The organism is Mycobacterium sp. SMC-18, assembly GCF_045310895.1.
Taxonomy (GTDB): domain Bacteria; phylum Actinomycetota; class Actinomycetes; order Mycobacteriales; family Mycobacteriaceae; genus Mycobacterium.
Genome location: NZ_JBJIAL010000009.1, coordinates 81968 through 107031, shown reverse-complemented (window position 1 = coordinate 107031; position 25064 = coordinate 81968). Strand labels below are relative to the sequence as shown.

The 25064-nt window shown below is 69.2% G+C and carries 23 protein-coding genes and 1 pseudogene; 18 read left to right on the top strand and 6 right to left on the bottom strand.

Annotated elements, in window-relative coordinates; all coding sequences use genetic code 11:
• The first annotated feature begins 19 nt into the window (after positions 1-19).
• From ACJH6J_RS10605 to ACJH6J_RS10580, 6 genes are all read left to right on the top strand, one after another.
• Positions 20-850 carry an ABC transporter ATP-binding protein gene (locus ACJH6J_RS10605; RefSeq protein WP_212814747.1) on the top strand — a complete coding sequence of 277 codons (831 nt, stop codon included), beginning with the start codon at positions 20-22 and terminating at the stop codon, positions 848-850.
• The gene (locus ACJH6J_RS10600) at positions 847-1647 is read left to right on the top strand and encodes an NUDIX hydrolase (RefSeq protein WP_406803937.1); all 801 of its coding nucleotides are present in this window, start codon (positions 847-849) and stop codon (positions 1645-1647) included. The genes ACJH6J_RS10605 and ACJH6J_RS10600 overlap by 4 nt, the downstream gene beginning before the upstream one ends.
• On the top strand, positions 1647-2309 hold the full coding sequence (locus tag ACJH6J_RS10595) for an enoyl-CoA hydratase (protein WP_318986153.1): 663 nt from the start codon (positions 1647-1649) through the stop codon (positions 2307-2309). Before ACJH6J_RS10600 ends, ACJH6J_RS10595 begins: the two co-directional genes overlap by 1 nt.
• A gap of 70 nt (positions 2310-2379) precedes the next feature.
• The gene (locus tag ACJH6J_RS10590) at positions 2380-3405 is read left to right on the top strand and encodes a class I SAM-dependent methyltransferase (protein WP_318986154.1); all 1026 of its coding nucleotides are present in this window, start codon (positions 2380-2382) and stop codon (positions 3403-3405) included.
• A 27-nt stretch (positions 3406-3432) separates the two neighbouring features.
• Positions 3433-4638: a THUMP-like domain-containing protein gene (locus ACJH6J_RS10585; protein ID WP_406803936.1), complete on the top strand. Its 1206-nt coding sequence runs from the start codon at positions 3433-3435 to the stop codon at positions 4636-4638.
• Positions 4639-4740: 102 nt separating this feature from the next.
• The gene (locus ACJH6J_RS10580; RefSeq protein WP_212813834.1) at positions 4741-5436 is read left to right on the top strand and encodes an esterase; all 696 of its coding nucleotides are present in this window, start codon (positions 4741-4743) and stop codon (positions 5434-5436) included.
• Positions 5437-5491: 55 nt separating this feature from the next.
• Here ACJH6J_RS10580 and ACJH6J_RS10575 read toward each other — a convergent pair whose 3' ends face one another.
• Positions 5492-6787: a PQQ-binding-like beta-propeller repeat protein gene (locus ACJH6J_RS10575; protein ID WP_318986156.1), complete on the bottom strand. Its 1296-nt coding sequence runs from the start codon at positions 6785-6787 to the stop codon at positions 5492-5494.
• 64 nt (positions 6788-6851) lie between these two features.
• Between ACJH6J_RS10575 and ACJH6J_RS10570 the strand changes: the two genes are divergently transcribed.
• The gene (locus ACJH6J_RS10570) at positions 6852-7589 is read left to right on the top strand and encodes an acetyltransferase (RefSeq protein ID WP_318986157.1); all 738 of its coding nucleotides are present in this window, start codon (positions 6852-6854) and stop codon (positions 7587-7589) included.
• A 1-nt stretch (position 7590) separates the two neighbouring features.
• On the opposite strand, the gene ACJH6J_RS10565 is transcribed toward ACJH6J_RS10570, so the two are convergent.
• The 4 genes from ACJH6J_RS10565 to ACJH6J_RS10550 all read right to left on the bottom strand — a co-directional run bounded on the left by ACJH6J_RS10565 (position 7591) and on the right by ACJH6J_RS10550 (position 12872).
• A complete protein-coding gene (locus ACJH6J_RS10565; protein ID WP_318986158.1) occupies positions 7591-9093 on the bottom strand; it encodes a multicopper oxidase family protein in 1503 nt (500 codons plus the stop codon).
• Positions 9094-9213: 120 nt separating this feature from the next.
• Complete coding sequence (locus tag ACJH6J_RS10560; RefSeq protein WP_212813840.1) at positions 9214-10443, bottom strand: glycosyltransferase family 4 protein; 1230 nt, start codon at positions 10441-10443, stop codon at positions 9214-9216.
• 60 nt (positions 10444-10503) lie between these two features.
• On the bottom strand, positions 10504-12036 hold the full coding sequence (locus tag ACJH6J_RS10555; RefSeq protein ID WP_212814748.1) for a glycoside hydrolase family 57 protein: 1533 nt from the start codon (positions 12034-12036) through the stop codon (positions 10504-10506).
• Between the two features lie 29 nt (positions 12037-12065).
• Positions 12066-12872, bottom strand: a complete 807-nt coding sequence (locus ACJH6J_RS10550; RefSeq protein WP_244872856.1) for a bifunctional 2-polyprenyl-6-hydroxyphenol methylase/3-demethylubiquinol 3-O-methyltransferase UbiG — start codon at positions 12870-12872, stop codon at positions 12066-12068.
• A gap of 264 nt (positions 12873-13136) precedes the next feature.
• Between ACJH6J_RS10550 and ACJH6J_RS10545 the strand changes: the two genes are divergently transcribed.
• The 8 genes and pseudogenes from ACJH6J_RS10545 (at position 13137) to ACJH6J_RS10510 (ending at position 21496) form a co-directional block, all read left to right on the top strand.
• A complete protein-coding gene (locus ACJH6J_RS10545) occupies positions 13137-13937 on the top strand; it encodes an electron transfer flavoprotein subunit beta/FixA family protein (RefSeq protein WP_212813842.1) in 801 nt (266 codons plus the stop codon).
• Positions 13938-13983: 46 nt separating this feature from the next.
• Positions 13984-14940, top strand: a complete 957-nt coding sequence (locus ACJH6J_RS10540) for an electron transfer flavoprotein subunit alpha/FixB family protein (RefSeq protein WP_318986159.1) — start codon at positions 13984-13986, stop codon at positions 14938-14940.
• A 103-nt stretch (positions 14941-15043) separates the two neighbouring features.
• Positions 15044-17833, top strand: a complete 2790-nt coding sequence (locus tag ACJH6J_RS10535) for an AAA family ATPase (RefSeq protein ID WP_406803935.1) — start codon at positions 15044-15046, stop codon at positions 17831-17833.
• A gap of 98 nt (positions 17834-17931) precedes the next feature.
• On the top strand, positions 17932-18822 hold the full coding sequence (locus tag ACJH6J_RS10530) for a hypothetical protein (RefSeq protein WP_346416871.1): 891 nt from the start codon (positions 17932-17934) through the stop codon (positions 18820-18822).
• 64 nt (positions 18823-18886) lie between these two features.
• Positions 18887-19284: pseudogene (locus ACJH6J_RS10525) on the top strand (cupin domain-containing protein).
• The gene (locus ACJH6J_RS10520) at positions 19281-19940 is read left to right on the top strand and encodes a nitroreductase (protein WP_346416762.1); all 660 of its coding nucleotides are present in this window, start codon (positions 19281-19283) and stop codon (positions 19938-19940) included. Before ACJH6J_RS10525 ends, ACJH6J_RS10520 begins: the two are co-directional and overlap by 4 nt.
• Before the next feature lie 96 nt (positions 19941-20036).
• The gene (locus ACJH6J_RS10515; protein ID WP_346416761.1) at positions 20037-20780 is read left to right on the top strand and encodes an NAD(P)H-binding protein; all 744 of its coding nucleotides are present in this window, start codon (positions 20037-20039) and stop codon (positions 20778-20780) included.
• Positions 20777-21496 (top strand): SDR family NAD(P)-dependent oxidoreductase, encoded by a 720-nt coding sequence (locus ACJH6J_RS10510; protein ID WP_212813855.1) that lies wholly within the window; start codon positions 20777-20779, stop codon positions 21494-21496. Before ACJH6J_RS10515 ends, ACJH6J_RS10510 begins: the two co-directional genes overlap by 4 nt.
• Positions 21497-21560: 64 nt before the next feature.
• Here ACJH6J_RS10510 and ACJH6J_RS10505 read toward each other — a convergent pair whose 3' ends face one another.
• A complete protein-coding gene (locus tag ACJH6J_RS10505) occupies positions 21561-22475 on the bottom strand; it encodes an MBL fold metallo-hydrolase (RefSeq protein WP_244872857.1) in 915 nt (304 codons plus the stop codon).
• 211 nt (positions 22476-22686) lie between these two features.
• Between ACJH6J_RS10505 and ACJH6J_RS10500 the strand changes: the two genes are divergently transcribed.
• The 3 genes from ACJH6J_RS10500 to ACJH6J_RS10490 all read left to right on the top strand — a co-directional run bounded on the left by ACJH6J_RS10500 (position 22687) and on the right by ACJH6J_RS10490 (position 25054).
• Positions 22687-23235, top strand: coding sequence for a sigma-70 family RNA polymerase sigma factor (locus ACJH6J_RS10500; protein ID WP_346416759.1), 549 nt, complete (start codon positions 22687-22689; stop codon positions 23233-23235).
• Between the two features lie 134 nt (positions 23236-23369).
• Positions 23370-24203 (top strand): GNAT family N-acetyltransferase, encoded by an 834-nt coding sequence (locus tag ACJH6J_RS10495; protein ID WP_212813860.1) that lies wholly within the window; start codon positions 23370-23372, stop codon positions 24201-24203.
• Entirely contained in the window at positions 24200-25054 is an 855-nt protein-coding gene (locus ACJH6J_RS10490) for a lysophospholipid acyltransferase family protein (RefSeq protein WP_346416758.1), read from the top strand. Before ACJH6J_RS10495 ends, ACJH6J_RS10490 begins: the two co-directional genes overlap by 4 nt.
• Positions 25055-25064 lie beyond the last annotated feature (10 nt).

Below are 25064 nucleotides of genomic sequence, written 5' to 3'. Positions count from 1 at the left end.
CCCGCCCGACTCCGACCAATTGATCGACTCCGTCGATGACGACCTGTTGATCGAATTCTCGGGCGTCACGCTGCGCCGCGGCGGTGCCACCCTGGTCGGCCCGATCGATTGGTCGGTGGAACTCGATGAGCGCTGGGTCGTCCTCGGTCCCAACGGCGCGGGCAAGACGTCGCTGCTGCGCATGGCCGCCGCCGTCGAGCATCCGTCGACGGGCACGGCGTTCGTGCTCGGCGAGCGGCTGGGCCGCACCGACATGTCCGAGCTGCGGTCGCGGATCGGGCTCAGCAGTTCGGCACTGGCGCAGCGGATACCCGACGACGAAGTGGTGCGCGACCTGGTGGTCTCCGCCGGTTATGCGGTGCTGGGCCGGTGGCGCGAACAGTACGACGACGTCGACTACAACCGCGCGCTGGACACGTTGGAGAGCATCGGCGCCGAACACCTCGCCGACCGCCGCTACGGCACCCTGTCCGAGGGCGAGCGCAAGCGGGTGCTGATCGCGCGGTCGCTCATGACCGACCCGGAGCTGCTGCTGCTCGACGAGCCGGCGGCCGGGCTGGACCTCGGCGGGCGGGAAGAACTCGTGGCCCGGCTCGCTGATCTGGCCGCTGATGCCGACGCACCCGCCTCCGTGCTGGTCACCCACCACGTCGAGGAAATCCCGGAGGGCTTCACGCACTGCCTGCTGCTCTCCGAGGGGCGGGCGATCGCTTCCGGGCTGCTGCCCGACGTGCTCACGTCCGAGAATCTCTCCCAGGCCTTCGGTCAGTCGATCGCCCTGGAGTACATCGACGGGCGGTACTTCGCCCGTCGTACCCGCAGCCGCGCGGCGCACAGGAGGCGTATATGACCGAACTCGACCCCCTGCATCCCAGGCCGGCCGCGACCGTGATGCTGGTGCGCGACGGCGTGCCCGGCATCGAGGTCTTCCTCATGCGCCGCACCATGTCGATGGCCTTCGCCGGCGGCATGACGGTGTTTCCCGGCGGTGGGGTCGACGAGCGCGACCGCGATGCCGACATTGCCTGGACCGGACCCGACCGGACCTGGTGGGCCGAGAAGTTCGGCGTCGACCCGGTGCTGGCCGGCGCGCTGGTGTGCGCCGCCGCCCGCGAGACCTTCGAGGAATCCGGCGTGCTGTTCGCCGGGCCGGCCGACGATCCGGACGGCATCGTCTCCGACGCGACCGTCTACCACGAATCGCGGGCCGCGCTGGAAAGCCGTGAGCTGTCGTTCGGGGAGTTCCTGGCCCGCGAGAAGCTGGTGCTGCGCGCCGATCTGCTGTGGCCGTGGGCGAACTGGATCACGCCCAAAGAGGAACGCACCCGTCGCTACGACACGTTCTTCTTCGTCGGCGCCCTGCCGGCCGGCCAGCGCGCCGACGGCAACAACACCGAGAGCGACCACGTCGCGTGGCGTACGCCCGCGGCCGCGCTGGAGGAGTTCGCGCAGGGACATTCGTTCCTGCTGCCGCCCACGTGGACGCAACTGAGCTCGCTGGACGGCCGCACGGTCGGTCAGTTGCTCAAGGACGAACGGAAGATCGAGCCGATCGAACCGGTGCTCACCATGGGCGAGGGCACGTGGGACATCGAGTTCTTCGATGCCGAGCGGTACAAGGCGGCACGCGCCGGTAGGGCGCAGTGATGACGAAGCGTGAGTTCGCCGCGGAATTCGTCGAAATCCACGTCACCGACGGCATCGGGACCCTGCTGCTGGCCCGGCCGCCGCGCAATGCGCTGACCCGCCAGATGTGCCGGGAGGTCGCCGCGGCCGCCGAGGAGCTGGGCCAGCGGTCCGACGTCACCGCCGTCATCGTGTACGGCGGCCACGAGGTCTTCTGCACCGGTGACGACGACCACGAGACCAGCACCCTCGATGCGGCCGAGGCCCGCGTCGCGGGCGCGGTGTGCCGCGCCGCGGTCGACGCCGTCGCCGCCATTCCGCGGCCCACCGTCGCGGCCGTCACCGGCTACGCGCTGGGCAGCGGCCTGACGCTGGCGCTGGCGGCCGACTGGCGCATCAGCGGCGACAACGTGAAGGTCGGGTCGACCGAGATCCTGTCGGGCCGGGCACCGGCCGAGGGCGCCGCGGCGCGGTTGGCCGCGGCCGTCGGCGACAGCCGGGCCAAGGACCTGGTGTTCAGTGGCCGGTTCGCCGGTGCCGAGGAAGCCGTGGCCCTGGGTCTGGTCGACCAACTCGTGGCGCCCGACCACGTCTACGACGAGGCGCACAAGTGGGCGCGCAGGTTCCTCGACTCGTCGCCCGAGGCGCTGGCCACAGCAAAGGCGGCGTTCGCGGTTCGCTGAACCCGTGCTCAGCGGGTGAACAGAACCGTGGATGTGAACTCCCGGTGACGGGGCAGTTAGGCTGACCTGCATGACGAGTACCGACCAGACGTCCGAGGTCGCCGCAGCCGACGCTGCCGCCAAGGTATCCGAGGTAGTTGACCAGGCACCCAACCCGCACGCGACCGCCGAGCAGGTCGAGGCGGCCCGCCACGACACCAAGCTGGCGCAGATCCTGTACCACGACTGGGAAGCCGAGAGCTACGACGACAAGTGGTCGATCTCGTACGACCAGCGGTGCATCGACTACGCCCGCGGTCGCTTCGACGCCATCGTGCCCGACGAGGTCCAGCGCCAGCTGCCGTATGACCGCGCCCTCGAGCTCGGCTGCGGCACCGGCTTCTTCCTGCTGAACCTGATCCAGGCCGGCGTCGCGCGCCGCGGCTCGGTCACCGACCTGTCCCCGGGCATGGTCAAGGTGGCCACCCGCAACGGCAAGGCCCTCGGTCTGGACATCGACGGCCGTGTCGCCGACGCGGAGGGAATTCCCTACGAGGACAACACCTTCGACCTCGTCGTCGGACACGCGGTGCTGCACCACATTCCCGATGTGGAGCTGTCGCTGCGCGAGGTCGTCCGCGTGCTCAAGCCGGGCGGCCGGTTCATCTTCGCCGGCGAGCCCACCACCGTCGGCAACTTCTACGCCCGTCGCCTGGCCGACCTGACCTGGAAGACCACCGTCGCGGCCATGAAGCTGCCGGGCCTGGCGTCCTGGCGCCGGCCGCAGGAGGAGCTCGACGAGAACTCGCGCGCCGCCGCGCTCGAGTGGATCGTCGACCTGCACACCTTCGAGCCCGCCGACCTGGAGCGCATGGCGACCAACGCCGGTGCGGTCGAAGTCGCCACCGCCAGTGAGGAATTCACCGCCGCCATGCTGGGCTGGCCGGTGCGGACCTTCGAGTCGACGGTGCCCCCGGGCAAGCTCGGCTGGGGCTGGGCCAAGTTCGCCTTCGGCGGCTGGACCACGCTCAGCTGGTTCGACGCGAACGTGTGGCGCCACATCGTGCCGAAGGGCTGGTTCTACAACGTCATGATCACCGGGGTCAAGCCGTCCTGACGGACCCCGCGCCCCTGACGCTCTGACGTGAGCGGCTATGCCTTCACACTCGACGATGTCGCCTACCTGACCGGACCTGGTCAGGAGGCGCTCGCCGAGGTGGCCGCCCGGCCCCTGACCGATGCCCACCGGGTTTCCGACATCGCCTGGGCGCGTTCGCGTTTCGGTGACCGTGCGGCGGTTCTGGTCGAGACCGTGCTGCTGCGGCGCCGGGCCGTCGCCAAACTGGCCGAGCTGGGCGACGTCACCGGCTGGCTGTTCACCGACGAGGCGCTGCAGCAGGCCACGGCCGGGGCCGTCGCCGTTCATCGGGCGCGGCGGTTGTCCGGCCGCGTCGTGCACGATGCGACGTGTTCCGTCGGGACAGAACTTGCCGCCCTGAGTAATTCGGCTGATTCGGCGTCGCATCTCGTCGGCAGCGACCTGGACGCGGTCCGGCTGGCCATGGCGCGCCACAACGTGGGCGACCGTGCGTTGCTGTGCCGGGCGGACGCGCTCCGCCCGATCACGCGGGACGCGGTGGTGGTCGTCGACCCGGCGCGGCGCAGTTCGGGGCGCCGCAAGTTCGACCCCCGCGATTACGCCCCGCCGCTGGACGAGCTGCTCGAGGTCTACCGGGGCCGCGACCTGGTGGTGAAATGCGCTCCCGGCGTCGATTTCGGCCAACTGGCCGAGCTGGGATTCAGCGGCGAGGTGCAGATCACGTCGTTGGCCGGCAGCGTCCGGGAGGCCTGTCTGTGGTCACCGGGGCTGGCGCCATCCGGCGTCACGCGCCGGGCCACGGTGCTCGACAAGAACGGCCAGGTGGCCGAGGAATTCACCGATGCCGACCCCGGCGACTGTCCCGCGGGGCCCGCGGGGCGCTGGATCGTCGACCCCGACGGCGCGGTGGTGCGGGCCGGTCTGGTGCGCCACTATGCGGCGCGGCACGGCCTGTGGCAGCTCGACCCGGCGATCGCGTACCTGTCTGGCGACGAGTTGCCGAGCGGCACAAGGGGTTTCGAGGTCATCGAGCAGATCGCCTACAACGAGAAGCGGCTCCGGCAGGCGCTGTCCGCGCACGGGGCGTCGGCCGTCGAGATTCTGGTGCGCGGCGTCGACGTCGACCCGGATGCGTTGCGCGCCAAGCTGAAGCTGCAGCGCTCGGGTGCGCAACTCTCGGTGGTGATCACGCGCATCGGTGCGGGCGCCGCCGCCCGGCCGACGGCCTTCATTTGCCGGCCGTCGCGCTGAATCGCCAGGTCGCAGTTCATGGCCGGGACGGGTAGGGCCGACAGGTACGCTGGAACCGGCGGCGACGTGCCGCCATTTCTTGATCCCTGGAGGATTCACCAGATGCGCCTTCCCGCACTCGCCGCAGTGATCGCTGCAACAGGGGCGGTCGGTTGGCTCGGCATGCCTCTTGCGGCCGCGACCCCGGCGAAATGCCCGGAGCTGGGCGGCGTCGTCGACGGCTCACGGATGTGTCAGATTCGCGACACCACCCGCGGCTACGCGCTCAACATCAGCTATCCCATCGACTACCCGGATCAGCAGGCCGTGGTGGACTACATCACGCAGACCCGCGACGGGTACGTCAACGTCGCGAAGATGCCCGGACCGCACGAGACCTCGTACGAGCTGGACACCACCGCGACGCAGTACACCGCGGCGATCCCGCCCCGGAACACCCAGTCGGTGGTGTTCAAGACGTTCCAGGATGTCGGCGGTGCGCATCCGCAGACCTTCTACAAGACGTTCACGTGGGACCTGGTCCAGCGCAGGCCGATCACCATCGACAATCTGTTCGTACCTGGCGCACAACCTTTTCCGGTGATCCTGCCGCTGGTTCAGGGCGAACTGATCCGCCAGTCAGCGCAGCCGGTGCTGATGCCGCCGGCCGCCGGGCTGGATCCGGAGACCTACCAGAACTTCGCGATCACCAACGACTCGCTGATCTTCTTCTTCAGCCAGGGACAGGTGCTACCGGAATCCGCCGGCGCGGTGCAGGTGACGGTGCCGCGAGCGCCGATCGAGTCCATGCTCGCCTAGGGATTTGTGCACGATTTTCCGCGGCAAGCGCGGAAAATCGTGCACAAATCCCTGATCAGGCTGGGGCGAACGCGTAGACCTGGCCGTCGCTCGTCGCGGTGATGACGCGCTTGTCGTGCCCGACTGACACCCCGACCGGCCAGCCCGTGGCGCCCGGCAGTGGATAGCTGTTCACGGTGTGGCCGTCGGCGGGGGAGAAGACGACCAACGCCTGGCCGGCCTGGCCGTCCCGGACCACCACGTACCCGACGTCGGTGCCGGCGCGCGTGGCCGTCGTCAGCGGCTCGACGTCGCTGCGCGTCCACGCCACCTCGCCCTTGTCGCCCTTGTCCTTGACCGCGGTGAGCTTGGTCTGCGGCCCGCCGCCGGCGACCACCAGACCGTCCGGCGTCACCGACGGCGGCGTCTGCGGCTGGAAGCCGAGGTTGACCGACCACTTGGCCTTGCCGTCGGCGGAATTCACCGCCCAGAGGTGCTGGTCGCGGCCGTTGACGTAGACGGTCTTGCCGTCGGCCGACAGCACCGGGCTGGCGATGGGGCCGCCTCCGACCGCGGTGCTGCTCCATTCGCGGGTCAGCAGCGGCGTCTGGCCCTCGTGGTAGCGCAGCCCGACGAGGGCAGGGGCATCGGTGCCCGGCTGCCACAGGCCCAGGACGACCATGTTGGTGTCAGGGGAGTAGGCGGGCGCCGCCGAGATGGGGCACGCCGCCTTGGCGGGCTGGCAGTCGGCCAGGCCGCGCGCCGAGTCGGCGGGGTCGACGCCGCTGACGAGGTCCAGCGGGGCGCCGATGGTCTGGCCGCGGTGCGCGTCGAACACCAGCACCTGGCCCAGATGCGTCACCACGAGGAGCTGACCGGGCGACAGGATGCGCGGTGTCGTCGGCATCCCGATCACGGGCTGGCGCCAGCGGATCCACTGCGTCGGCGGGAACGACATGATCGCGCCGGGCTGGCCGACGTACATGTTGTCGAAGCCGTCGAACAGGGGACTGGACATGCCGCCGCCCTGCCACAGCCGGGTGCACCAGCGCTGGCGGCCGTGCTGGTCGCTTTCCCACACCATCAGGGAGCAACCATTGGCCGACTGCGCGTTGATGGCCAGATAGCTGCCGGAGCCGAGGATCACCTGTGCGCCGATGTTTCCCTTGGCCGAGCGGGCCCAGTCCTGCTTCAGGCTGCTTGCCCCGGCCAGCGCGGTGTAGCTGCTGTTGGCGGCGTCGCCGTACTGCGCGGGCCAGCCGTCCGAGGGGTGTGCCTTGACCCAGGAGTCGGTGTTGCCGCACCCGGCAACAGTCAGCGTGACCGCGGCAACAGCAACGGTGGCGAGGCGGCGGATTCGGTGTGCAGGCATCGAGTCCCGAGACTAGCCCGAGACACGCGAATGTCCGATTTCGCCTCGCGTAGGCTTTCCGGCCATGACGACGATGTGGGGCGCACCGATTCACAAACGATGGCGGGGTTCGCGGCTGCGCGATCCGCGGCAGGCGCGGTTCCTCACCCGTGAGTCGCTGAAGTGGGTGCTCGACAACAAGGCCTACACCCCGTGGTACCTGGTGCGGTACTTCCGGCTGCTCAAGTTCAAGCTGGCCAACCCGCACATCATCACGCGTGGCATGGTGTTCCTGGGCAAGGGTGTGGAGATCCAGTGCACGCCCGAGCTGGCGCAGATGGAGATCGGCCGCTGGGTCCACATCGGCGACAAGAACACCATCCGCTGCCACGAGGGCTCGCTGCGGTTCGGTGACAAGGTGGTGCTGGGACGCGACAACGTCATCAACACCTACCTGGACATCGAGATCGGCGAGTCGGCGCTCATGGCCGACTGGTGCTACGTCTGCGACTTCGACCACAAGATGGACAGCATGGAGCTGCCGATCAAGGACCAGGGCATCATCAAGGGCCCGGTGCGGATCGGGCCGGACACCTGGATCGCCGCCAAGGTGACCATCCTGCGCAACACCAGCATCGGCCGCGGCTGCGTGCTCGGCGCCCACGCGGTGGTCAAGGGCGAGATTCCGGACTACTCCATCGCGGTCGGCGCCCCGGCCAAGGTGGTCAAGAACCGCAAGCTGGACTGGGAGACCTCGGCCGCCGAACGCGAGGAACTCGCCCGGGCGCTGGCCGACATCGAGCGTAAGAAGAGCTCCCGGTAACTCAGCTCGTGTAGGCGAGCGTCGTCATCATGCCCGCCTCCTGGTGATAGGCGTTGTGGCAGTGCAGCATCCACTCACCGGGGTTGTCGGCGACGAGCGCGACGGTCAGCTTCTGCCTGGGCAGCACGATCAGTGTGTCCTTGCGTGGGCCGCGCCGGCCGTCGGGCTGTAGCACCTGGAACGTGTGCCCGTGCAGGTGCATCGGATGCCACATCGTCGTCGAGTTGGTGAAGGTCATGGTGGCGCGCTGTCCCTGCCGGATGGTCAGCGCCGTGCGGTTGTCGAAGCCCCGCCCGTTGATGCCCCAGTCGTACTTCATCATCGACCCGGTGAGTTCCGCGGCCAGCGTGACGTCCGGCGTGATCGGTCCGAGGTCGACGGCGCCGGTGGCCGTGAAGTCGGCGACGGTGCCGATCTTCCGGTTCAGCTCCGCGGGGCGGAACGCGGCGTCCGGCGCGGTGCCGGCGCCGGTGGACAGGATGGCGCGCGCGGCGCTGTCCTTGCCCTCGGCCACCGCCACCAACGGGAAGACGCCGTCGCCCGCGGTGACGATGACGTCGTAGCGCTCGCCCATACCCAGCAGCAGTGCGTCCACGTTCACCGGGTCGACGGGGAAGCCGTCGGTGTGCGTGACGGTCATGCGGTGGCCCGCCAGTGCGACCCGGAACGCGGTGTCGGCGCCGGCGTTGATGATGCGCAGCCGGATGCGCTGACCCGGCTTGGCGTTGAAAACCGTTGGTGCGGCGGGAATCCGGCCGTTGGCGACGAAGTAGGGGTACTTGACGTCGCCGGCGTCGCCGCCGAGCAGCGGGCTCGTCGCCATTCCCGCCATACCGGGCATGTCACCCATGCCGCTCATGTCGTGGCCGCCCATGTGTCCCATGCCGGCCATGGCGCGCAGGCCGTCGTAGATCTGCTGGGGCGACTGACCGGCACCCGAGGTCCAATCATCAAGGACCACAATCCATTCCGCGTCGTAGCGGCCGCGCTCCGCGGGATCGTCGATGACGACCGGCAGGTACAGCCCGTGGTCCGCGTCGAGGCCGGTGTGCGGATGCGCCCAGTAGGTGCCGGCATGCGGAGCCGAGAACGTGTACGTGAAGTCGTTGCCGGGCTTGATGTTCGGCGTCGCGGGTGCCGCGCCGTCCATGTCGTTGCGCAGGGCGATGCCGTGCCAGTGCACCGACGTGTCATGGTCGAGCCCGTTGGACACGCGGACCGACAGCTCGTCGCCCACCGACGCGCGGATCAGCGGGCCGGGCACCTGATCGCCGTACGCGAGGGTCTGCACCGTGACACCGCCGAGGTCGACGGTGGCCGGCTGCGGGCGCAGCGCCACCGAGACGGTGCGCCCGGTGTGCGGGCGGGCAGCCTCGGCAGCGGCGATGGCCTTCTGGTCGATACCGCCGGCCGCGGCGGGCGTCTTGCTACACGCGGCGACGCCGGCGAGCGCGGATGCGCCCGTGACGGCGGAGGCGATCAGGAAACTACGGCGAGTGAACACCCTGCCGTTTGTACCCCCGGGGGGGTATATGCGTCAAGGGTCGAAAGTCCGCAAGTCAGCACAGAACTGTCCCTCTTCCAGGGAAAAGGGACAGTTCTATGGATTTGCGGTGACGAGCTCTCAGCCGCGGTCGGGCAGCGGGCGCTCCACGATGGGACGACGCGCGTGCGGCAGTCGCTCGCCGCGCTTGGCGGCCAGGTAGACATCCGCGGTCTCGGCGGCCACGGTCTGCCACGAGAAGTCGTGGTTCAACCGGTCACGTGCGGCGAGGGCGCGCTGCTGCGCGCCCGCGGGGTCGTCGAGCACCTTGCGGACCGCGGACGCCAGCGCGCCGACGTTGCGCGGCGGGCAGGAGACGCCGGTCTTGCCGTTGATCACCGCTTCGCCGAGCCCGCCGACGTTCGATGTCACCAGCGGCGTCCCGGCCGCGGCGGCTTCCAGCGCCACGATGCCGAACGGCTCGTAGTGGCTCGGCAGGACTGCGGCGTCGGCCCGGTGCAGCAGCTCCAGTAGCCCTGAATGATCCACGCGGCCAACGAAATTCACGGCCTTCGTGACCTTGGCCTTGCGGGCTTCCTCGACCAGCCACTCGTACTGCGTGCCGTCACCGGCGACGGTCAGCGTGGTGCCGGGGTGGGTCCGCCGGATGCGCGGCAGCGCGGCGATGACGTCATGAACGCCCTTCTCGTACTCCAGCCGGCCGACGAACAGCAGCTCGGCCGGGCCGTCGTGCTTGCGGCGCATGGCGAACGGCCAGCCGGCGGTGTCGATGCCGTTGCAGATGACGCTCACGTCGGGCAGCTCGGGTCCGAACAGCTCGGTGATCTCCTCGCCCATGGACACCGAGCAGGTGATCAGCGAGTCGGACTCGTGCACGAGCCACGATTCCAGCGAGTGCACCTGGCGGCTCACCGGGCCGGAGAGCCAGCCGGAGTGCCGGCCGGCCTCGGTGGCGTGGATGGTGGAGACCAGTGGCACGTCGAAGAACTCGGCCAGCGTCACGGCGGGGTGGGCGACCAGCCAGTCGTGCGCGTGTACGACGTCCGGGGTCCAGTCGCGCAGGCTCAGTCCGGCGCGGATCATGGCGTGGCCCATGGCCAGGGTCCAGGCCATCATGTCGGTGCCGAAGGTGAACTCGTTCGGATCGAGGGCCGCCGAGATCACCCACACACCCTCGTGCACCTCGTTGGTGGTGGGGTGCGTGCTGGGGTCGGTGCCCGCGGGGCGACGACACAGCACCACGACCTCGTGGCCGACGGCCGCGAGCTCGACGGCCAGATGGTGGACGTGGCGTCCGAGGCCGCCGATCACCACGGGTGGGTACTCCCACGAGACCATGAGGATTTTCATCGTTGCCTTCTGCTCTTCGCGCAAGCGCTCATCGGTGCACTCGGCTCTTCGCGCAAGCGCTCATCGCGGCAACCTCCGCGCGTCCAGGGCGCCGAACAGTCCGTCGGCGCGGTTCCAACCTTCCGCGAGTTTCTGGGCCTGATCGCGTCGTCCAGACGCGAGGGCACCGGCGATCTCCCGGGTGGCGTGCGCGTGCAGGTGCGCGCGATAGCGAGCATATTCCGCCGCGGTGTCTTTGCTCACCATGAAGGGCCAGTCGCTCGAGACGGTCAGCAGGGCCTCGCGCAGGATCTGGTCGGCCACGCGGTCGCGTGCCGGGTACGCCGAATCCTGCGCCAGGACCTTGTCCACCGTGGTCAGCGCGGTATCGACGACCTCGGCGTTGAGCGTCACGAAGTCGGCGACCTGCTCGCCGGACCAGACCTGCCAGTCCTTGCCCGAACCCCACGAGCTCGGCGGCAGTTCGACGGGGGAGCCGACGAAGCCGCCCGCGATGGCGTCCGACAGGGTGCCGACCCGGACACCGGCGGCCGGCAGCGCGCGCAATACCCGGCCCAGCCACTCCGGTCCCTCGTGCCACCAGTGCCCGAACAGCTCGGTGTCGAATGCGGCGACGACGTGGGCCGGGCGGCCGGTGCGCTCGGACTCCGAGAGTAGTCGGCGCCGCACGGTGTTCACGAAATCCGCGACGTGCGCGTCGATGGCGGCGGTGGCCCGTTCCGGTTCGTACGGGGCCTTGGATTCCGACGGGATGGTGCGGCCGGTGACGCGGGCCGGCTTGAGGCCGGTCAGGTGGTCGTAGGTGTGGAAGTCGCGGTAGGCCGGGTGCCCCGGGTAGCCGGACTTGGGTGACCACACGCGGTAACTGACCTGCAGGTCGCGACCGAAGGCGACGACGTCCGACTCGCCCACGGGACGGCCGAGCGCGGTGTCGCCGTGCAGCGACGGGCCGTCGACCATGAAGTGGGTGACGCCGGCGGCGGCGTAGCCGGTCTCCATGCCGGGGGCGTAGGCGCATTCGGGCGCCCAGATGCCGCCGGGGGTGTGCGCGAAGCGGGCGCCGGCGTCGGCCAGGCCCTCGCGCAGCGCGAACTCGCGCAGCCGGGGGTTGAGCAGCGGCTGGAACGGATGCGACAGCGGGCCGCCGAGCAGTTCGATGGTGCCCGCGCCGATGAGCTGCCGCAGGACCGGGCTGCCGCCGTGCTGCCAGTGATCGGCGAACTCGGCCAGTGCCGCACCGGCCTGCTGGTGCTCGTGAACACCGAAGGCGCGCAACGCTTCCGGTGAGTTGAAGGTCTCCGGGGCGCCGCCGCCGTCGCGGACGGTCGTCGCCTCCAGCGCGCGCAGCTGCCAGTTGGACAGCCACTGCTGCATACCCGCCAGGCAGTACGGATCGTCGAGCTGGGCGGTGACGACGGGCGTCATGCCCAGCGTCAGCAGGTGACCGCGGCCTTCCTCCGCCAGCTCGCGCAGCACGCGCGTCAGGGGCAGATAGGCCGTCGCCCACGACTGGTACAGCCACTCCTCACCGACCGGCCAGCGGCCGTGATGGGCCAGCCACGGCAGGTGCGTATGCAGCACCAGGGTGAACATCCCCGGTACTGGTGTGCTCGATGAATCACTCACGGCCGCACCGCGATTGCCACCAGGTCGAGGCTGTCGTCGATGTTCGGGCTGTTTGCGGCATCAGCTGCGAGCAGATCGAAGTCGTCGATGGTCACCGCGGCCACGTCGGCCAGCAGGTCCGCGGGCCAGGGTGCATCGGCCACGGCGCGGTCGATCTGGGCCTGGATGATGGAGCCGCCGTGCCGGGCGTCGAGCTCACGCAGTCCGGCGCCGTGATAGACGCCCAGCATGGCCTCCATGACGAAGCCCTGTTCGGTCAGCAGCTCGGTCATCTCGGCGGCGTTGAGTTCCCGGGTGTGGAACGGGTTCAGCGGGGTGTCGCTGCCGGGGGTGAAGGTGATCCGGTTCGGCGTCGACATCAGCAGGACGCCGCCCGGGCGCAGCACGCGCAGGCACTCGGCGACGAATTGTCCTTGGTCCCAAAGGTGTTCGATCACCTGGAAGTTGACCACGACGTCGACGGAGGCATCGGGGAGTGGCAGCGCGGCCAGGTTGCCGTGCAGCATCTCGACCCTCGGGTAGCGGGCCCGGATGTGCGCCACCGAGGACTCGTCGTAGTCGAGCCCGATCACCCGGCGCGCGACGTCGGCGATGAGGTCGGCGCCGTAGCCCTCGCCGGCGCCGGCCTCCAGGACGTCGCGGTCGCGGCAGCGCTCGACCAGTCGCCGGTACACCACCTCGTGGCGCCGGAACCAGTAGTTCTCCTCGGCCAGGTCCGGGACGGTGCGCTCACCGGTCAGTGGCATCACTGGCACTGACTTTGCCGCGTGGCTGTCCGGCTGGGTTTCGGGAAAAGTGCTCATTAGATAGGCAGGCTAGCCCAGAGTGGTACCGCTGATCCCATGCCCGATCGGTTGGGCCGTCCCACCTGCTGGTTCTGCCATGTTGCCCAACCGCCTCGAGTGTGGTCAAGAAAACAAAAGGCGGCATCCTCGGGCCGCGTTCGACCAGCTATGGTGTTCCTGCGCCATGCCACATAAGTTACCGAGTAGTAACATGTTGGTCGTTGCGTTAATCGTGAATGCCAGGCCGACCGCCGGCCTCATCGAGGAGGACGAACCACACCCATGACGAACATCGTGGTCCTGATCAAACAGGTCCCTGACTATGAGTCGGAGCGCAAGCTCAACGACGGCGACTTCACCCTCGACCGCGAGTCCGCGGACGCGGTGCTCGACGAGATCAACGAGCGCGCCGTCGAGGCTGCGCTGCAGATCAAGGAGAAGGAAGAGGCCGCCGGCGGCGCCGGCACCGTCACCGTGCTGACCGTCGGACCGGAGCGGGCCACCGAGGCCATCCGCAAGGCTCTGTCCATGGGCGCCGACAACGCGGTGCACGTGAAGGACGACCAGCTCAAGGGTTCGGACATCGTCCAGACCGGTTGGACCCTGGCCCGCGCGCTGGGCACCATCGAGGGCGCCGAGCTGGTCATCGGTGGCAACGAGTCCACCGACGGTGTCGGTGGCGCGGTTCCGGCCGTCATCGCCGAGCTGCTGGGCCTGCCGCAGCTGACCTCGCTGCGCAGCATCTCCGTCGAGAACGGCAAGGTCACCGGCGAGCGTGAGACCGACGAGGGCGTCTTCGGCCTCGAGGCCACCCTGCCCGCCGTCGTGAGCGTCAACGAGCGCATCGGTGAAGCCCGCTTCCCGTCGTTCAAGGGCATCATGGCCGCCAAGAAGAAGCCGGTCACCGTGCTGACGCTGGCTGAGATCGGTGTCGAGGCCGACGAGGTCGGTGTCGCCAACGCCAGCAGCAAGGTGCTGTCGTCGACGCCGAAGCCGGCCAAGGCCGCGGGCGAGAAGATCGCCGACGAGGGCGAGGGCGGCAACAAGATCGCCGAGTACCTCGTTGGTCAGAAGCTGATCTAGCCCCCACCACACCGAAACTTCCAGAAAGACACAGAGGCAAATACGCATGGCTGAAGTACTTGTGCTCGTCGAGCACGCCGATGGTGCCCTCAAGAAGGTGAGCACCGAACTGATCACCGCTGCCCGTGTGCTCGGTGAGCCGTCGGCAGTTGTGGTGGGTGCCCCCGGCACCGCCGCGCCGCTGACCGACGCCCTCAAGGCCGCCGGTGCGGCCAAGATCTACGTCGCCGAGTCGGCCGACGCGGCGAACTACCTCGTCACCCCGACCGTCGACGTGCTGGAGGCTCTCGTCGAGTCCGCCAGTCCGGCCGCCGTGCTGACTGTCGCCAGCACCGAGGGCAAAGAGGTTGCCGGTCGTCTGGCCGCCCGCCTGGGTGCCGGCCTGCTGGTCGACGTCGTCGACGTCAAGGCCGGCGGCATCGCCGTCCACAGCATCTTCGGTGGCGCTTACACCGTCGAGGCGCAGGCCAACGACGTGCTCCCGGTGATCGCTGTCCGTCCGGGTTCCGTCGAGGCCGCCCCGGCCGACGGCGCCGGTGAGGTCGTCAACGTCGAGGTTCCGGCCCAGGCCGAGAACGCCACCAAGATCACCTCGCGCGAGCCGGCCGTCGCCGGTGACCGTCCGGAGCTCACCGAGGCCAGCGTCGTGGTCGCCGGTGGCCGTGGTGTCGGCAGCGCCGACAACTTCGCGGTCGTCGAGGCCCTGGCCGACTCGCTCGGCGGTGCTGTCGGTGCTTCGCGTGCCGCGGTCGACTCGGGCTACTACGGCGGTCAGTTCCAGGTCGGCCAGACCGGTAAGACCGTTGCCCCGCAGCTGTACATCGCCCTCGGTATCTCGGGCGCCATCCAGCACCGCGCCGGCATGCAGACGTCCAAGACCATCGTCGCGGTCAACAAGGACGAAGAGGCCCCGATCTTCGAGATCGCCGACCTCGGCATCGTGGGTGACCTGTTCCAGGTCGCCCCGCAGCTGACCGACGCCATCAAGGCTCGCAAGGGCTGATTTTTCTCTGCGTGAGCAGAAGCGAAGGTGCCCCAGAACTTCGGTTTTGGGGCACCTTTGTGTCTGGGCAGGACTGCTGACAGCAACCAGAACGGTGGTGCCGATGGCGAGCCAGGATCGCGCGCCGGTCTTGCGTGGCCGCGACAGAGAGATCACGACGCTGCGCGACCTGTTGTCGGCCGCGCGCTCGGGCAGCAGTCAGGTCCTCGTCCTGCGCGGCGAGGCGGGGGTCGGGAAGACTGCGCTGCTGCGGCATACGGTGGACGCTGCCGACGGATTCCGCTGTATTCAGGTGACGGGCGTCGAGTCCGATATGGAGCTGGCGTACGCGGGCCTGCAGCAGCTGTGCGCGCCGCTGATGCAGCACCTCGACGAGTTGCCGACGCCGCAGCGCGGGGCATTGGACGTGGCTTTCGGCCGCGGCGCCGGGGCGGCGCCGGACCGTTTCCTGGTGGGCCTCGCGGTGCTGAGCCTGTTGGCCGCCGCGACGGCGGACCAGCCGCTGTTGTGTGTGGTCGACGACGCGCAGTGGCTCGATCAGGTATCGCTGCAGACCCTTGCCTTCGTGGCGCGCCGCTTCCTCGCCGAGCCCGTTGTGCTGTTGTTCGCGGCCCGTGACGCCGGAGCAGAGGCGCTGGGGCCGCTGCCGGAGCTGACGGTCACCGGGCTGTCCGATGCCGACGCCCGCGACCTGCTCGACTCGGTGCTGTTGGGTCGGGTCGACGAACGGGTGCGCGACCGGGTGGTCGCCGAGACGCGCGGAATCCCGTTGGCGCTCCTCGAAGTTCCCCGCAGTGTTTCTGCCGCCGAGCTCGCCGGTGGCTTCTGGAACATGGGCACCGGGCGAAGTGTGACGCGGCAGGTCGAGGACGGCTACCGGCGTCGCGTCGAGGCGTTGCCACCGGCGGCCCAGCAACTGTTGTTTCTCGCCGCCGCCGACTCGGTTGGGGATGCGGCGCTGTTCCAGCGGGCCGCAACGATTTTGGGACTGTCCGTCAGCGCGCTGGCGCCGGCCGAGGCGGCCGGACTCATCGAGTTCGGCGCGCGTGTGCGTTTCGGCCATCCGTTGATGCGGTCGGCTGTCTACCGTGCGGCCGATGTGAACGCGCGCCGATCGGTACATCGGGCGCTGGCCGAGGCCACCGACCCGCGGCAGGATCCGGACCGCCGCGCGTGGCATTTCGCGCACGCGGCGGCGGGGCCCGACGACGCAGTGGCCGCGGATCTGGAGCGATCCGCCGGACGGGCGCAGAGCAAGGGCGGCGTCGCCGCGGCCGCGGCCTTCCTGGAACGTGCGACGGTGCTCACCGCGGACCCGGCCCTGCGTGCGGCACGCGCGCTCGCGGCGGCACAGGCCAAGCGCGACGCGGCGGCACCGGCTGCGGCGTATGAGCTCCTGACCATCGCCGAACTCGGGCCACTGACGGATCTGCAACGGGCACAAGTGGATCGGTTGCGGGCGGAGATGCAGTTCGCCCGCAGTCGCGGCGGCGGGCCCGGCGTGCCTCCGCTCAGCGACGCCGTGCAGAAGTTGCTCGCCGCGGCACGCGACCTCGAGAAGCTCGATGCCGGGCTGGCCCACGAGACATACCTCGAGGCGCTCGCCGCGGCGATGTATGCGGGCCGGCTCGGCGGGGCGGACATGGTGGTGCAGGTGGCCGAAGCCGCGGGCGCTGCGCTCGGTGACGCGGCCGCGTTGCATCGGCCGGTGGACCTGCTGCTGAGCGGGGTGGCGAGCCGGATCGTCACCGGCGGTGGTGCCGAACAGATGCGCGCCGCGCTGGAGCTCATGTGCCGGCACGCACAGGACGCCGACGGTCAGTTCCTGCGGTGGATGCCGTTGGGCCTGGCCATCATTCAGGAGTCGGCCGTCGGCGAGATCTGGGATGACGGCATCCACCGGCTGCTGGCCACCGCCGCGATACGCCAGGCGCGCGACGCCGGCGCCTTGGCCGTACTTCCGCCCGCACTCGCGTTCGGGGCCGGCGTTCATCTGCTCGCAGGCGAATTCGACACGGCGGCAGCACTTATCGCCGAGGCCGCCGTCATCTCGGCAGCGACCGACTACGCCCCGTTGCGGTACCACTCGCTGTCGTTGGCGGCGTTTCGCGGGGTCGCGGTCGACGCCGTGGGCCTCATCGAGTCCGCCGCGGCCGACGCGGCGACCCGCGGCGAAGGCCGGGTACTCGGGGTCACGGGGTTTCTTTCGGCTGTCGTCTACAACGGACTCGGGCGCTACGCCGAAGCCTTCGCGGCGGCCAGGAACTGTTGCCAGTACGACGATCTGGGCTTCTACTGCTGGGGTCTGATCGAGCTCGTCGAAGCGGCAACGCGCATCGGCGACGAGGAAACCGGCCAGTGGGCTGCGCAGCAGCTGGCCGGACGTGCGGGTACCAGCGGCACCGACTGGGGGCTCGGGGCGTTCGCGTACGCGTGCGCCCTGGTGGCCGACGACGAAGACGCCGACGTCCGGTACGCCGAGGCCATCGAACGACTCGGGCGTACCGGCGTCGTGTTCCTGCTGGCCCGGGCCCATCTGTGTTACGGGGAATGGCTGCGCCGCATGAACCGGCGCGTGGCGGCGCGGGAGCACCTCGGCGCGGCGTTCGAGATGTTCAACCGGATGGGAGCCGAGGCGTTCGCGGAGCGCACGCGACGCGAGTTGATCGCGGCCGGGAAGAAGGTCCGCAAGGAGCCGGTCAGTTCGGGTGACGAGCTGACGACGCAAGAGGCCCAGATCGCCGAACTTGCCGCCGCCGGTCTGACCAACCAGGAGATCGGTGCCCAGCTGTTCATCAGCACGCACACCGTCGAATGGCACCTGCGCAAGGTCTTCGTCAAGCTCGGCATCACGTCGCGGCGGCAGTTGCGCACGCTGTTCCCCGCCGGCTGACTCGCGCCACAGACCACGAACTGTCAAGGGTCCGGCGCGGTCCGCCATCGGCCATGCTGATCGCGTTCCGCGAAAACCCTTGACGTGAAATGAGTTCTGTGTCCCGCATCCTGTTGCAGACGACGATCACCGAGTGCGCCGACGATTGGGACGTCAGCCGGTTCTCGATGGTCGCGGACGAACTGAGAGCGTGCGGTCACCACGTGACCGCACGCAATCGGTCATGTCTCACCGACGACCCGGTACTGGCCCGTCTGGACGAGCTCGATTTCGACCAGCTGTGGCTGCTGGCGGTCGACGTCGGCGACGGTCTGACGGCCGCCGACGCCGACGGCATCCGCCGGTTCCGCGAGCGCGGCGGCGGTGTGCTCACCGCGCGCGATCACCAGGACCTGGGGTGCTGCCTGAACCGCCTCGGAATCCTGGGCGTGGTCAACGAATTCCACGACGAGACCGTCGACCCTCGCGAGCTGTGCGACGACCAGGACAATCCGCACATCTCGTGGCCCAACTACCACTCCGGTGCCAACGGCGACTACCAGCCGGTGTTGGTCGACGGCCAGCCGCACGAACTGCTGAGAACGAACCGCACCGCCAGCGGGCACATCGAATGGTTCCCCGCGCATCCGCATGAGGGCATGGTGACTGCGAAAGGTCCGGTCGCCCAGGCAATCGCGAGGGGCCGCAGTACCGCGACCGGCCGGCACTTCAACCTCGCCGTCGTGGTCGACGGTGAACGATGTCCGGCCGGGCGGCCGATGGGCCGCGTGGTCGCCGAGTCCACCTTCCACCACTTCGCCGATTACAACTGGGACCTCGCCGTGGGGGCACCGTCGTTCGTGTCCGATGTTCCCGGCACACAGATCAAGGACGACCCGTCGCGGCTGGCGGTCTTCAAGGACTACGTCGCCAATATCGCCCGGTGGCTCCACCCGGTTTCGACTACGGAGTTCCAAGGGTCCCACCAGGCTGCATCGCGACGAAGCTGAATACCGAGCGTCCTGCCTGTCGGCATTCCGATCGGTCAGGCCCGGATTCAACTGAGGAGCAACAATGTTCGATAGTGCCGACCTGATGAAGGCGATCACCACCATCCAGACCGTGACGCCGCCGTTCATCCCGGCCGACGCCCACGTGATGACGTCGATCATCGAGTGGCCGGCGGGAAGCGCGGGCGCACCGCCACACCGCCACCCTGGAGGACCGTCGTTCGGTTATGTCTTGGAAGGCGAGATGCTCTTCGAGTTGGAGGGTGAAGCGCCGCGGGTGATCAAAGCGGGGGAGGCATTCTGGGAGCCGGGTGGCGACGTCATCCACTACTCGGACGCCAACAACCGCACCGACGTCCGGCTGGCTTTCTCGTGACGATGATCTGCACGCCCGGCGTGCCGATGCTCGTCGTCGTCGATGACGACGAACTCGAAGCCCGCAAGGACCGGCGAGTCCGATGACGACCGGGTTCGGCGACATCGTCCGCTCGCGCCGGTCCGCACGGATGTTCCTGCCGGACAAGCCGGTTCCGCGGGAGCTGCTCGACGAGGCGTTGGAGCTGGCGATCCGGGCACCGTCGAACTCCAACACCCAGCCGTGGCACGTCTACCTCGTCACCGGGGAACGGCGCGCACGATTGGTCGACGCGCTGCTCGCGGCCGTCGATGCGACGCCGCCTGAGGTGGGCTCGGCCGGTCTGCCGCCCCGGTTCGCGCATCTGCGCCGCGAGAGCGGTGCCCTGGTGTACGGCGCAATGGGCATCGAACGCGGCGACGCGGCGGGCCGCTGGGCGGCGCAGCGGCGCAATTGGGAATTCTTCCGGGCGCCCGTCGCCGGGGTGGTGTGCATGCACCGCGATTTCGGCTCGGTCGACGCGATGGGTGTCGGGATGTTCCTGCAGACGCTGATGCTGGCATTGACCGAGCGAGGCCTCGGCAGCTGTGTCCAGGTGTCGATCAGCTTGTATCCCGAGGTGCTGCGTGCGCAGCTCGGCATTCCCGAGGAACTCACGATCCTGTGCGGCATCTCGATCGGCTACGCCGACCCGGCGTTTCCGGCGAACCACCTTGACACGCCGCGCAATCCGATCGGCGACAACGTGGTGTTCCTCGACTGACCGCCGGCGGACTACGGACTTTCCGGGGTTCGCGGGCCTGCGGCGACTGCGAGTGTGGAAGCCGCACAACCGAAACAATTCGAAAGGGTGTGTCTGATGAAGATCACTGTGATGGGTGCCAGCGGCCAGATCGGTTCGAAGGTCGTGGCCCTGCTTAACGAGGCCGGTCACCAGACCGTGGCGGCTTCTCGGGACTCAGGTGCTGATGTCCTCACCGGCGCGGGCCTGACCGAGGCCCTGACGGGCGCCGACGTGCTGGTCGACGTCGTCAACTCGCCGAACTTCGCCGACGGCCCGGTACTGGACTTCTTCACCCGGTCGGCGACCAACTTGGTGGCCGCCGCGAAGGAGACCGGCGTCGGCCACTACGTGGCACTGTCCATCGTCGGCTGCGACGGTCTGCCCGACAGCGGCTACATGCGGGCCAAGGTCGCCCAGGAGCGCATCATCACCGAGTCGGGGCTGCCCTACACGATCGTGCGGGCCACCCAGTTCCATGAGTTCGCCGACGCGATCACCGCATCGCTGACCGTCGACGGCGAAGTGCGGGTGCCCGAGGGCCTCATCCAGCCGATCGCCGGCGCCGACGTCGCCGCCGAAGTGGCCCGCGTCGCCCAGGACGCACCCGCCAACGGGATCGTGAACATCGGCGGGCCGGACAAACTGACGTTCGCGGGCCTGGCCAAACTGGCGCTGGCCCACCGCGGTGAGAGCCTGCCGATCGTCGTCGACCCGGCAGCCACCTACTTCGGCACCAAGGTCGGCGACACCGGTTTGGTCACCAGCGGCGATGCCATCATCTCGGACCTGCACCTGGCGGACTGGCTGGCGGCCCGGTGACAGAGCTGACCGGACTCACCGCGCTCGTGACGGGCGGGACGGCCGGCATCGGGTTCGAGACCGCGCGCCTGCTGGCGGCCGAAGGTGCGACGGTGATCATCACCGGACGCTCCGCCGACCGTGGCGCCGCGGCGGCCGCCGAACTCGGGGTGCGGTTCATCCCCGCGGACCTGGCCGACCTGGAATCAGTGAAAAGCCTTGCCCGCCAATGCGGTGATGTCGACATCGTGGTCAACAACGCCGCCAGCTTCCCGGGTGCACTGACCGTGGAGCAGGACGTGGCGACCTTCGAGTCCACCTTCGACACCAACGTGCGCGGCGCCTATTTCCTGGTGGCGGCTCTGGTCCCGGGCATGCTGCGCCGGGGCCGGGGGAGCATCGTCAATGTCACGTCCATGGTCGCGTTCAAGGGCGTGCCGGGGGCATCCAGTTACAGCGCGTCCAAGGCTGCGCTGGAATCGTTGACCCGCACGTGGGCGACAGAATTCGGGCCGCACGGTGTGCGTGTCAACAGCGTGGCTCCCGGGCCGACGGCGACGCCGGGGGTGGCTGCCGAATGGGGCGACACCAACGACGAACTGGGGCGCATGCTGCCGCTGGGCCGGACGGCACAGCCGGCCGAGATCGCGCAGGCGGTGCTGTTCCTGGCGTCGCCACGGTCGAGCTTCGTCACCGGGTCGACGCTGCATGCCGATGGCGGCGGCGCGGCTGCCTGACCGCCCGCCTCACCGAAAACGGCCCCCGGACAACAGGTCCGGGGGCCGTTCTCGTGCTCAGCGGTCAGTAGTCCCAGGTCGCGGGCACGCACCGGAAAGCGTCGCCGACGGCCGCCACGTGGCACACCGACGGGAACGGCAGGTGCGTGGCGACGAGGGCCTCGCCGGTGGCCGCGATCTCTCGCAGCAGGCGGATGCGGACGCGGGCCGCCTCCTCGGGGTCGTGCTCGAAGCCGTTCTGCCACTCCGGATTATCGAAGCCGGGGGCGAACACGGCGTCGCCGGCGAAGGTCAGCTTCTCGCCGCGCGATTCGAGGCGGACCACGCTGTGCCCGGGCGTGTGACCACCCGTACGCGAGACGAGCACGCCCGGCGCGACCTCGTAGTCCGTCTCGAACGTCCGCAATTGGCCGCTGTAGTCGGTCAGAAACTGCGTGGCCGAGCGCCGCAGCACGTCGGGGATCGGCTGCGGCATGACCGTCCGGGAGAAGTCGGGTGCCGCCCAGAACTCGGCCTCGGCGGTGGCCGCATGCACGCGCAGGTCCGGCCGGAACCGTTCCTTCACGCCCTCGGTGATCAGTCCGCCGACGTGGTCCATGTGCATGTGGGTCAGCACGACGTCGGTCACCGAGGCGAGATCGACACCAGCTGCCTCCAGCCGCTGGACCGTCTGTCCGGCGCGCGGGAAGTCCGGGAACTCCAGCCCGAGTCCGGCGTCGACCAGGATCGTCTGGTCGCCGCTGCGGACCACCACGATGTTCAGTGGCCAGTCGACGATCTCGGGCGGCAGGAAGTTGTCGTCCAGCCACCCCGTCAGTTCGGCGGGCGGGACATTGGTGCCCAGCGTCGACGCCGTGATCGGCAGTACGCCGTCGCTGATGACCAGTACCTCGATATCGCCGACCGGCACCGCGTAACGCGACGGAACCAACTCGTCGAGCCCCGTCTGACCAAGGTGGGAAATGTTGTCCAAGCTCACGTTGTCTCCTTCTCGCACACATTCGGCAGCGTCATGGATTTGACCCTGTGCGGGGTTGAACGCGGACCGGCGCGCGAAGTCATCCATCGCAGGGCGCACCACGGATTCCGGTACCGACCACGAACTTTCAATGGTTCGCCACAGGCGCTTTCCGGCGAGTCTGAGTTCGGCGGCGCACCCTGCGCGGTCACAGGCGAGGGGAGTTTCGATCGTGACGGCAGCGCCGGTGCCGGACGCTGACCTTGCGGCCCGGTTTGTCGCGGATGCCGTGCCGTTGCTCGACGCCCTCGGCCGCGGCGCCCGCCGGCTGACACGCTGCGAAGCCGACGCCGAAGATCTCTTGCAGGACACCTTGTTACACGCGTATCAGGGGTTCGGGTCGTTTCAGCAGGGCACCAATCTCAACGCTTGGCTTTTCCGTATCTTGCACAACCGGTGGGTCAGCAGACATCGCTATCGGGCGTCGCGCCCACCGGAGGTGCCGCTGGAGGTGATCACCGCGGCCGGCCACGAACAGTCGACTGCCCGCCGTTCGGCAGAGGTCGAGCTGCTCGACCTCATGGCCGACGGAGATGTCGAGGCCGCGTTCGGCGAGCTGTCCGAAGGCGCGCGGACCGCGCTGTTCTATGTGGAGGTTCAGGGCTACACCTACGCCGAGACCGCCGGGCTCATGGGAGTGCCCATGGGCACGGTGATGTCGCGGGTCTCCCGCGGCCGGCGGCAGCTGCGCGTTGCGCTGGCACACCGGGACAGTGCCTGAAACCCTTGTCAGAAGCGGCTCCTCATCGCGGCATCACGCGCCGAATGTAACGGACCGTGATGTTTCGCAACCGGTCATCGAAGCGTTACGTGATTGATGCCGCCGCGCCGAACGGCTCCGTCACCGTGCAGAACATGAGCACTAGTTCTGTACTCATCGCCCCTGACGACACCAGTTCATCGACCGGCACCCCGCGCTACACGCTGCTGCTGTCGGCCGACCGGGAACACATCGAGGCCGCGCAACGGCTTCGTCACCACGTGTTCACCTCGGAGCCGGGCTACACCCTCACCGACGACAGCCCCGGTTTCGAAAGTGGCCGGGACGCCGATCGATTCGACGAGTTCTGCGACCACCTCCTGGTTCGGGACGACAACACCGGCGAGTACGTCGGCTGCTACCGCATGCTCCCTCCGCCCGGCGCCATCGCCGCGGGCGGGCTGTACACCGCAACGGAATTCGACGTCAGCGCGCTCGACAGCCTGCGCCCGTCGCTGGTGGAGATGGGGCGCGCCGTGGTGCGTGCAGACCACCGCAACGGCGCCGTCGTGCTGCTCATGTGGGGCGGCATCCTGGCCTACCTGGACCACAGCGGCTACGACTACGTCACCGGCTGCGTGTCGGTACCCATCCAGGGCAGCCCCGACGAGGCCCCGGCCAGTCAGATTCGCGGCGTCCGCGACTTCGTCAACAAGCGGCACGCCTCGGAGTACAAGGTGCGCCCGTACCGCCCGGTGATCATCGACGGCAAGCTGCTCGACGACATCGAGCCGCCGGCCCGCGTGACGGTGCCGCCGCTGATGCGCGGCTACCTGCGTCTCGGCGCCAAGGTGTGCGGCGACCCGGCCTACGACCCCGACTTCGGTGTCGGCGACTTCCCGGCCCTGCTGGACAAGCGCGAAGCCGACGTCCGGTACCTGACCCGGCTGCGTTCGGCGGCTGCCGCGACCGACAAGGCCGCGCAGTGACCACGCCGGTGACGGCGGCGGAACACGCCTGGCTGCCGAAGGCGTCGTGCGACGCCAGCTGCATCCGGGTCGACTCCGTGCACATCAGCCGCCCGATCGTCGTCGTGCTGCGCACGACCGTCCGGCTGATCATGACGATGCTGCTGCTGCCCGCGCTGCCACTGCTCGCCGTGCCGCTGCCCGGCAAGTCCCGCATCCAGCGCCTGTACTGCCGCTTGATGCTGCGGTGCCTGGGCGTGCGGATCACCGTCTCCGGCGGCCCCATCCGCAACCTGAGCGGCGTGCTGGTGGTCGCCGGGCACGTGTCCTGGGTCGACATCTTCGCGATCGGCGCCGTGATGCCCGGCTCGTTCGTGGCGCGCGCCGATCTCATCGAGTGGCCCGCACTCGGGTTCGTGGCCCGGCTGCTCAAGGTCATCCCGATCGACCGGCACAGCCTGCGCGGCCTGCCCGACGTCGTCCGCACCGTCGGGGACCGGCTCGCCGCAGGTCAAACCGTCGTGGCGTTCCCGGAGGGCACCACGTGGTGCGGTCTGGGGCACGGCACCTTCGCGCCGGCGATGTTCCAGGCCGCCATCGACACCGGACGTCCCGTCCAGCCGCTGCAGCTGACCTACCGGCACCGCAACGGCGCGCAGTCCACCATCCCGGCGTTCATCGGTGACGATTCGCTGCTGACGTCGATCAAACGCGTCATCACCGCCAAGCTGACGGTGTGCCACATGCAGGTGCAGTCGCTGCAATTGCCCGGTACCGACCGGCGCGATCTGGCCGGCCGCTGCCAGGCCGCGGTGCACCAGGTGGGTCCGCTGCCCGTCGCCGCTGTTCACGGGCGCGCGCTGGCAGCCTGACCGGTTTGGC

Bases quoted from the DNA above. Each gene is read 5' to 3' on its own strand.
- ACJH6J_RS10600 (WP_406803937.1), top strand. From the start codon at position 847: ATGACCGAACTCGACCCCCTGCATCCCAGGCCGGCCGCGACCGTGATG.
- ACJH6J_RS10595 (WP_318986153.1), top strand. From the start codon at position 1,647: ATGACGAAGCGTGAGTTCGCCGCGGAATTCGTCGAAATCCACGTCACC.
- ACJH6J_RS10590 (WP_318986154.1), top strand. From the start codon at position 2,380: ATGACGAGTACCGACCAGACGTCCGAGGTCGCCGCAGCCGACGCTGCC.
- ACJH6J_RS10580 (WP_212813834.1), top strand. From the start codon at position 4,741: ATGCGCCTTCCCGCACTCGCCGCAGTGATCGCTGCAACAGGGGCGGTC.
- ACJH6J_RS10575 (WP_318986156.1), bottom strand. From the start codon at position 6,787: ATGCCTGCACACCGAATCCGCCGCCTCGCCACCGTTGCTGTTGCCGCG.
- ACJH6J_RS10570 (WP_318986157.1), top strand. From the start codon at position 6,852: ATGACGACGATGTGGGGCGCACCGATTCACAAACGATGGCGGGGTTCG.
- ACJH6J_RS10560 (WP_212813840.1), bottom strand. From the start codon at position 10,443: ATGAAAATCCTCATGGTCTCGTGGGAGTACCCACCCGTGGTGATCGGC.
- ACJH6J_RS10555 (WP_212814748.1), bottom strand. From the start codon at position 12,036: ATGTTCACCCTGGTGCTGCATACGCACCTGCCGTGGCTGGCCCATCAC.
- ACJH6J_RS10550 (WP_244872856.1), bottom strand. From the start codon at position 12,872: ATGAGCACTTTTCCCGAAACCCAGCCGGACAGCCACGCGGCAAAGTCA.
- ACJH6J_RS10545 (WP_212813842.1), top strand. From the start codon at position 13,137: ATGACGAACATCGTGGTCCTGATCAAACAGGTCCCTGACTATGAGTCG.
- ACJH6J_RS10540 (WP_318986159.1), top strand. From the start codon at position 13,984: ATGGCTGAAGTACTTGTGCTCGTCGAGCACGCCGATGGTGCCCTCAAG.
- ACJH6J_RS10535 (WP_406803935.1), top strand. From the start codon at position 15,044: ATGGCGAGCCAGGATCGCGCGCCGGTCTTGCGTGGCCGCGACAGAGAG.
- ACJH6J_RS10520 (WP_346416762.1), top strand. From the start codon at position 19,281: ATGACGACCGGGTTCGGCGACATCGTCCGCTCGCGCCGGTCCGCACGG.
- ACJH6J_RS10515 (WP_346416761.1), top strand. From the start codon at position 20,037: ATGAAGATCACTGTGATGGGTGCCAGCGGCCAGATCGGTTCGAAGGTC.
- ACJH6J_RS10495 (WP_212813860.1), top strand. From the start codon at position 23,370: ATGAGCACTAGTTCTGTACTCATCGCCCCTGACGACACCAGTTCATCG.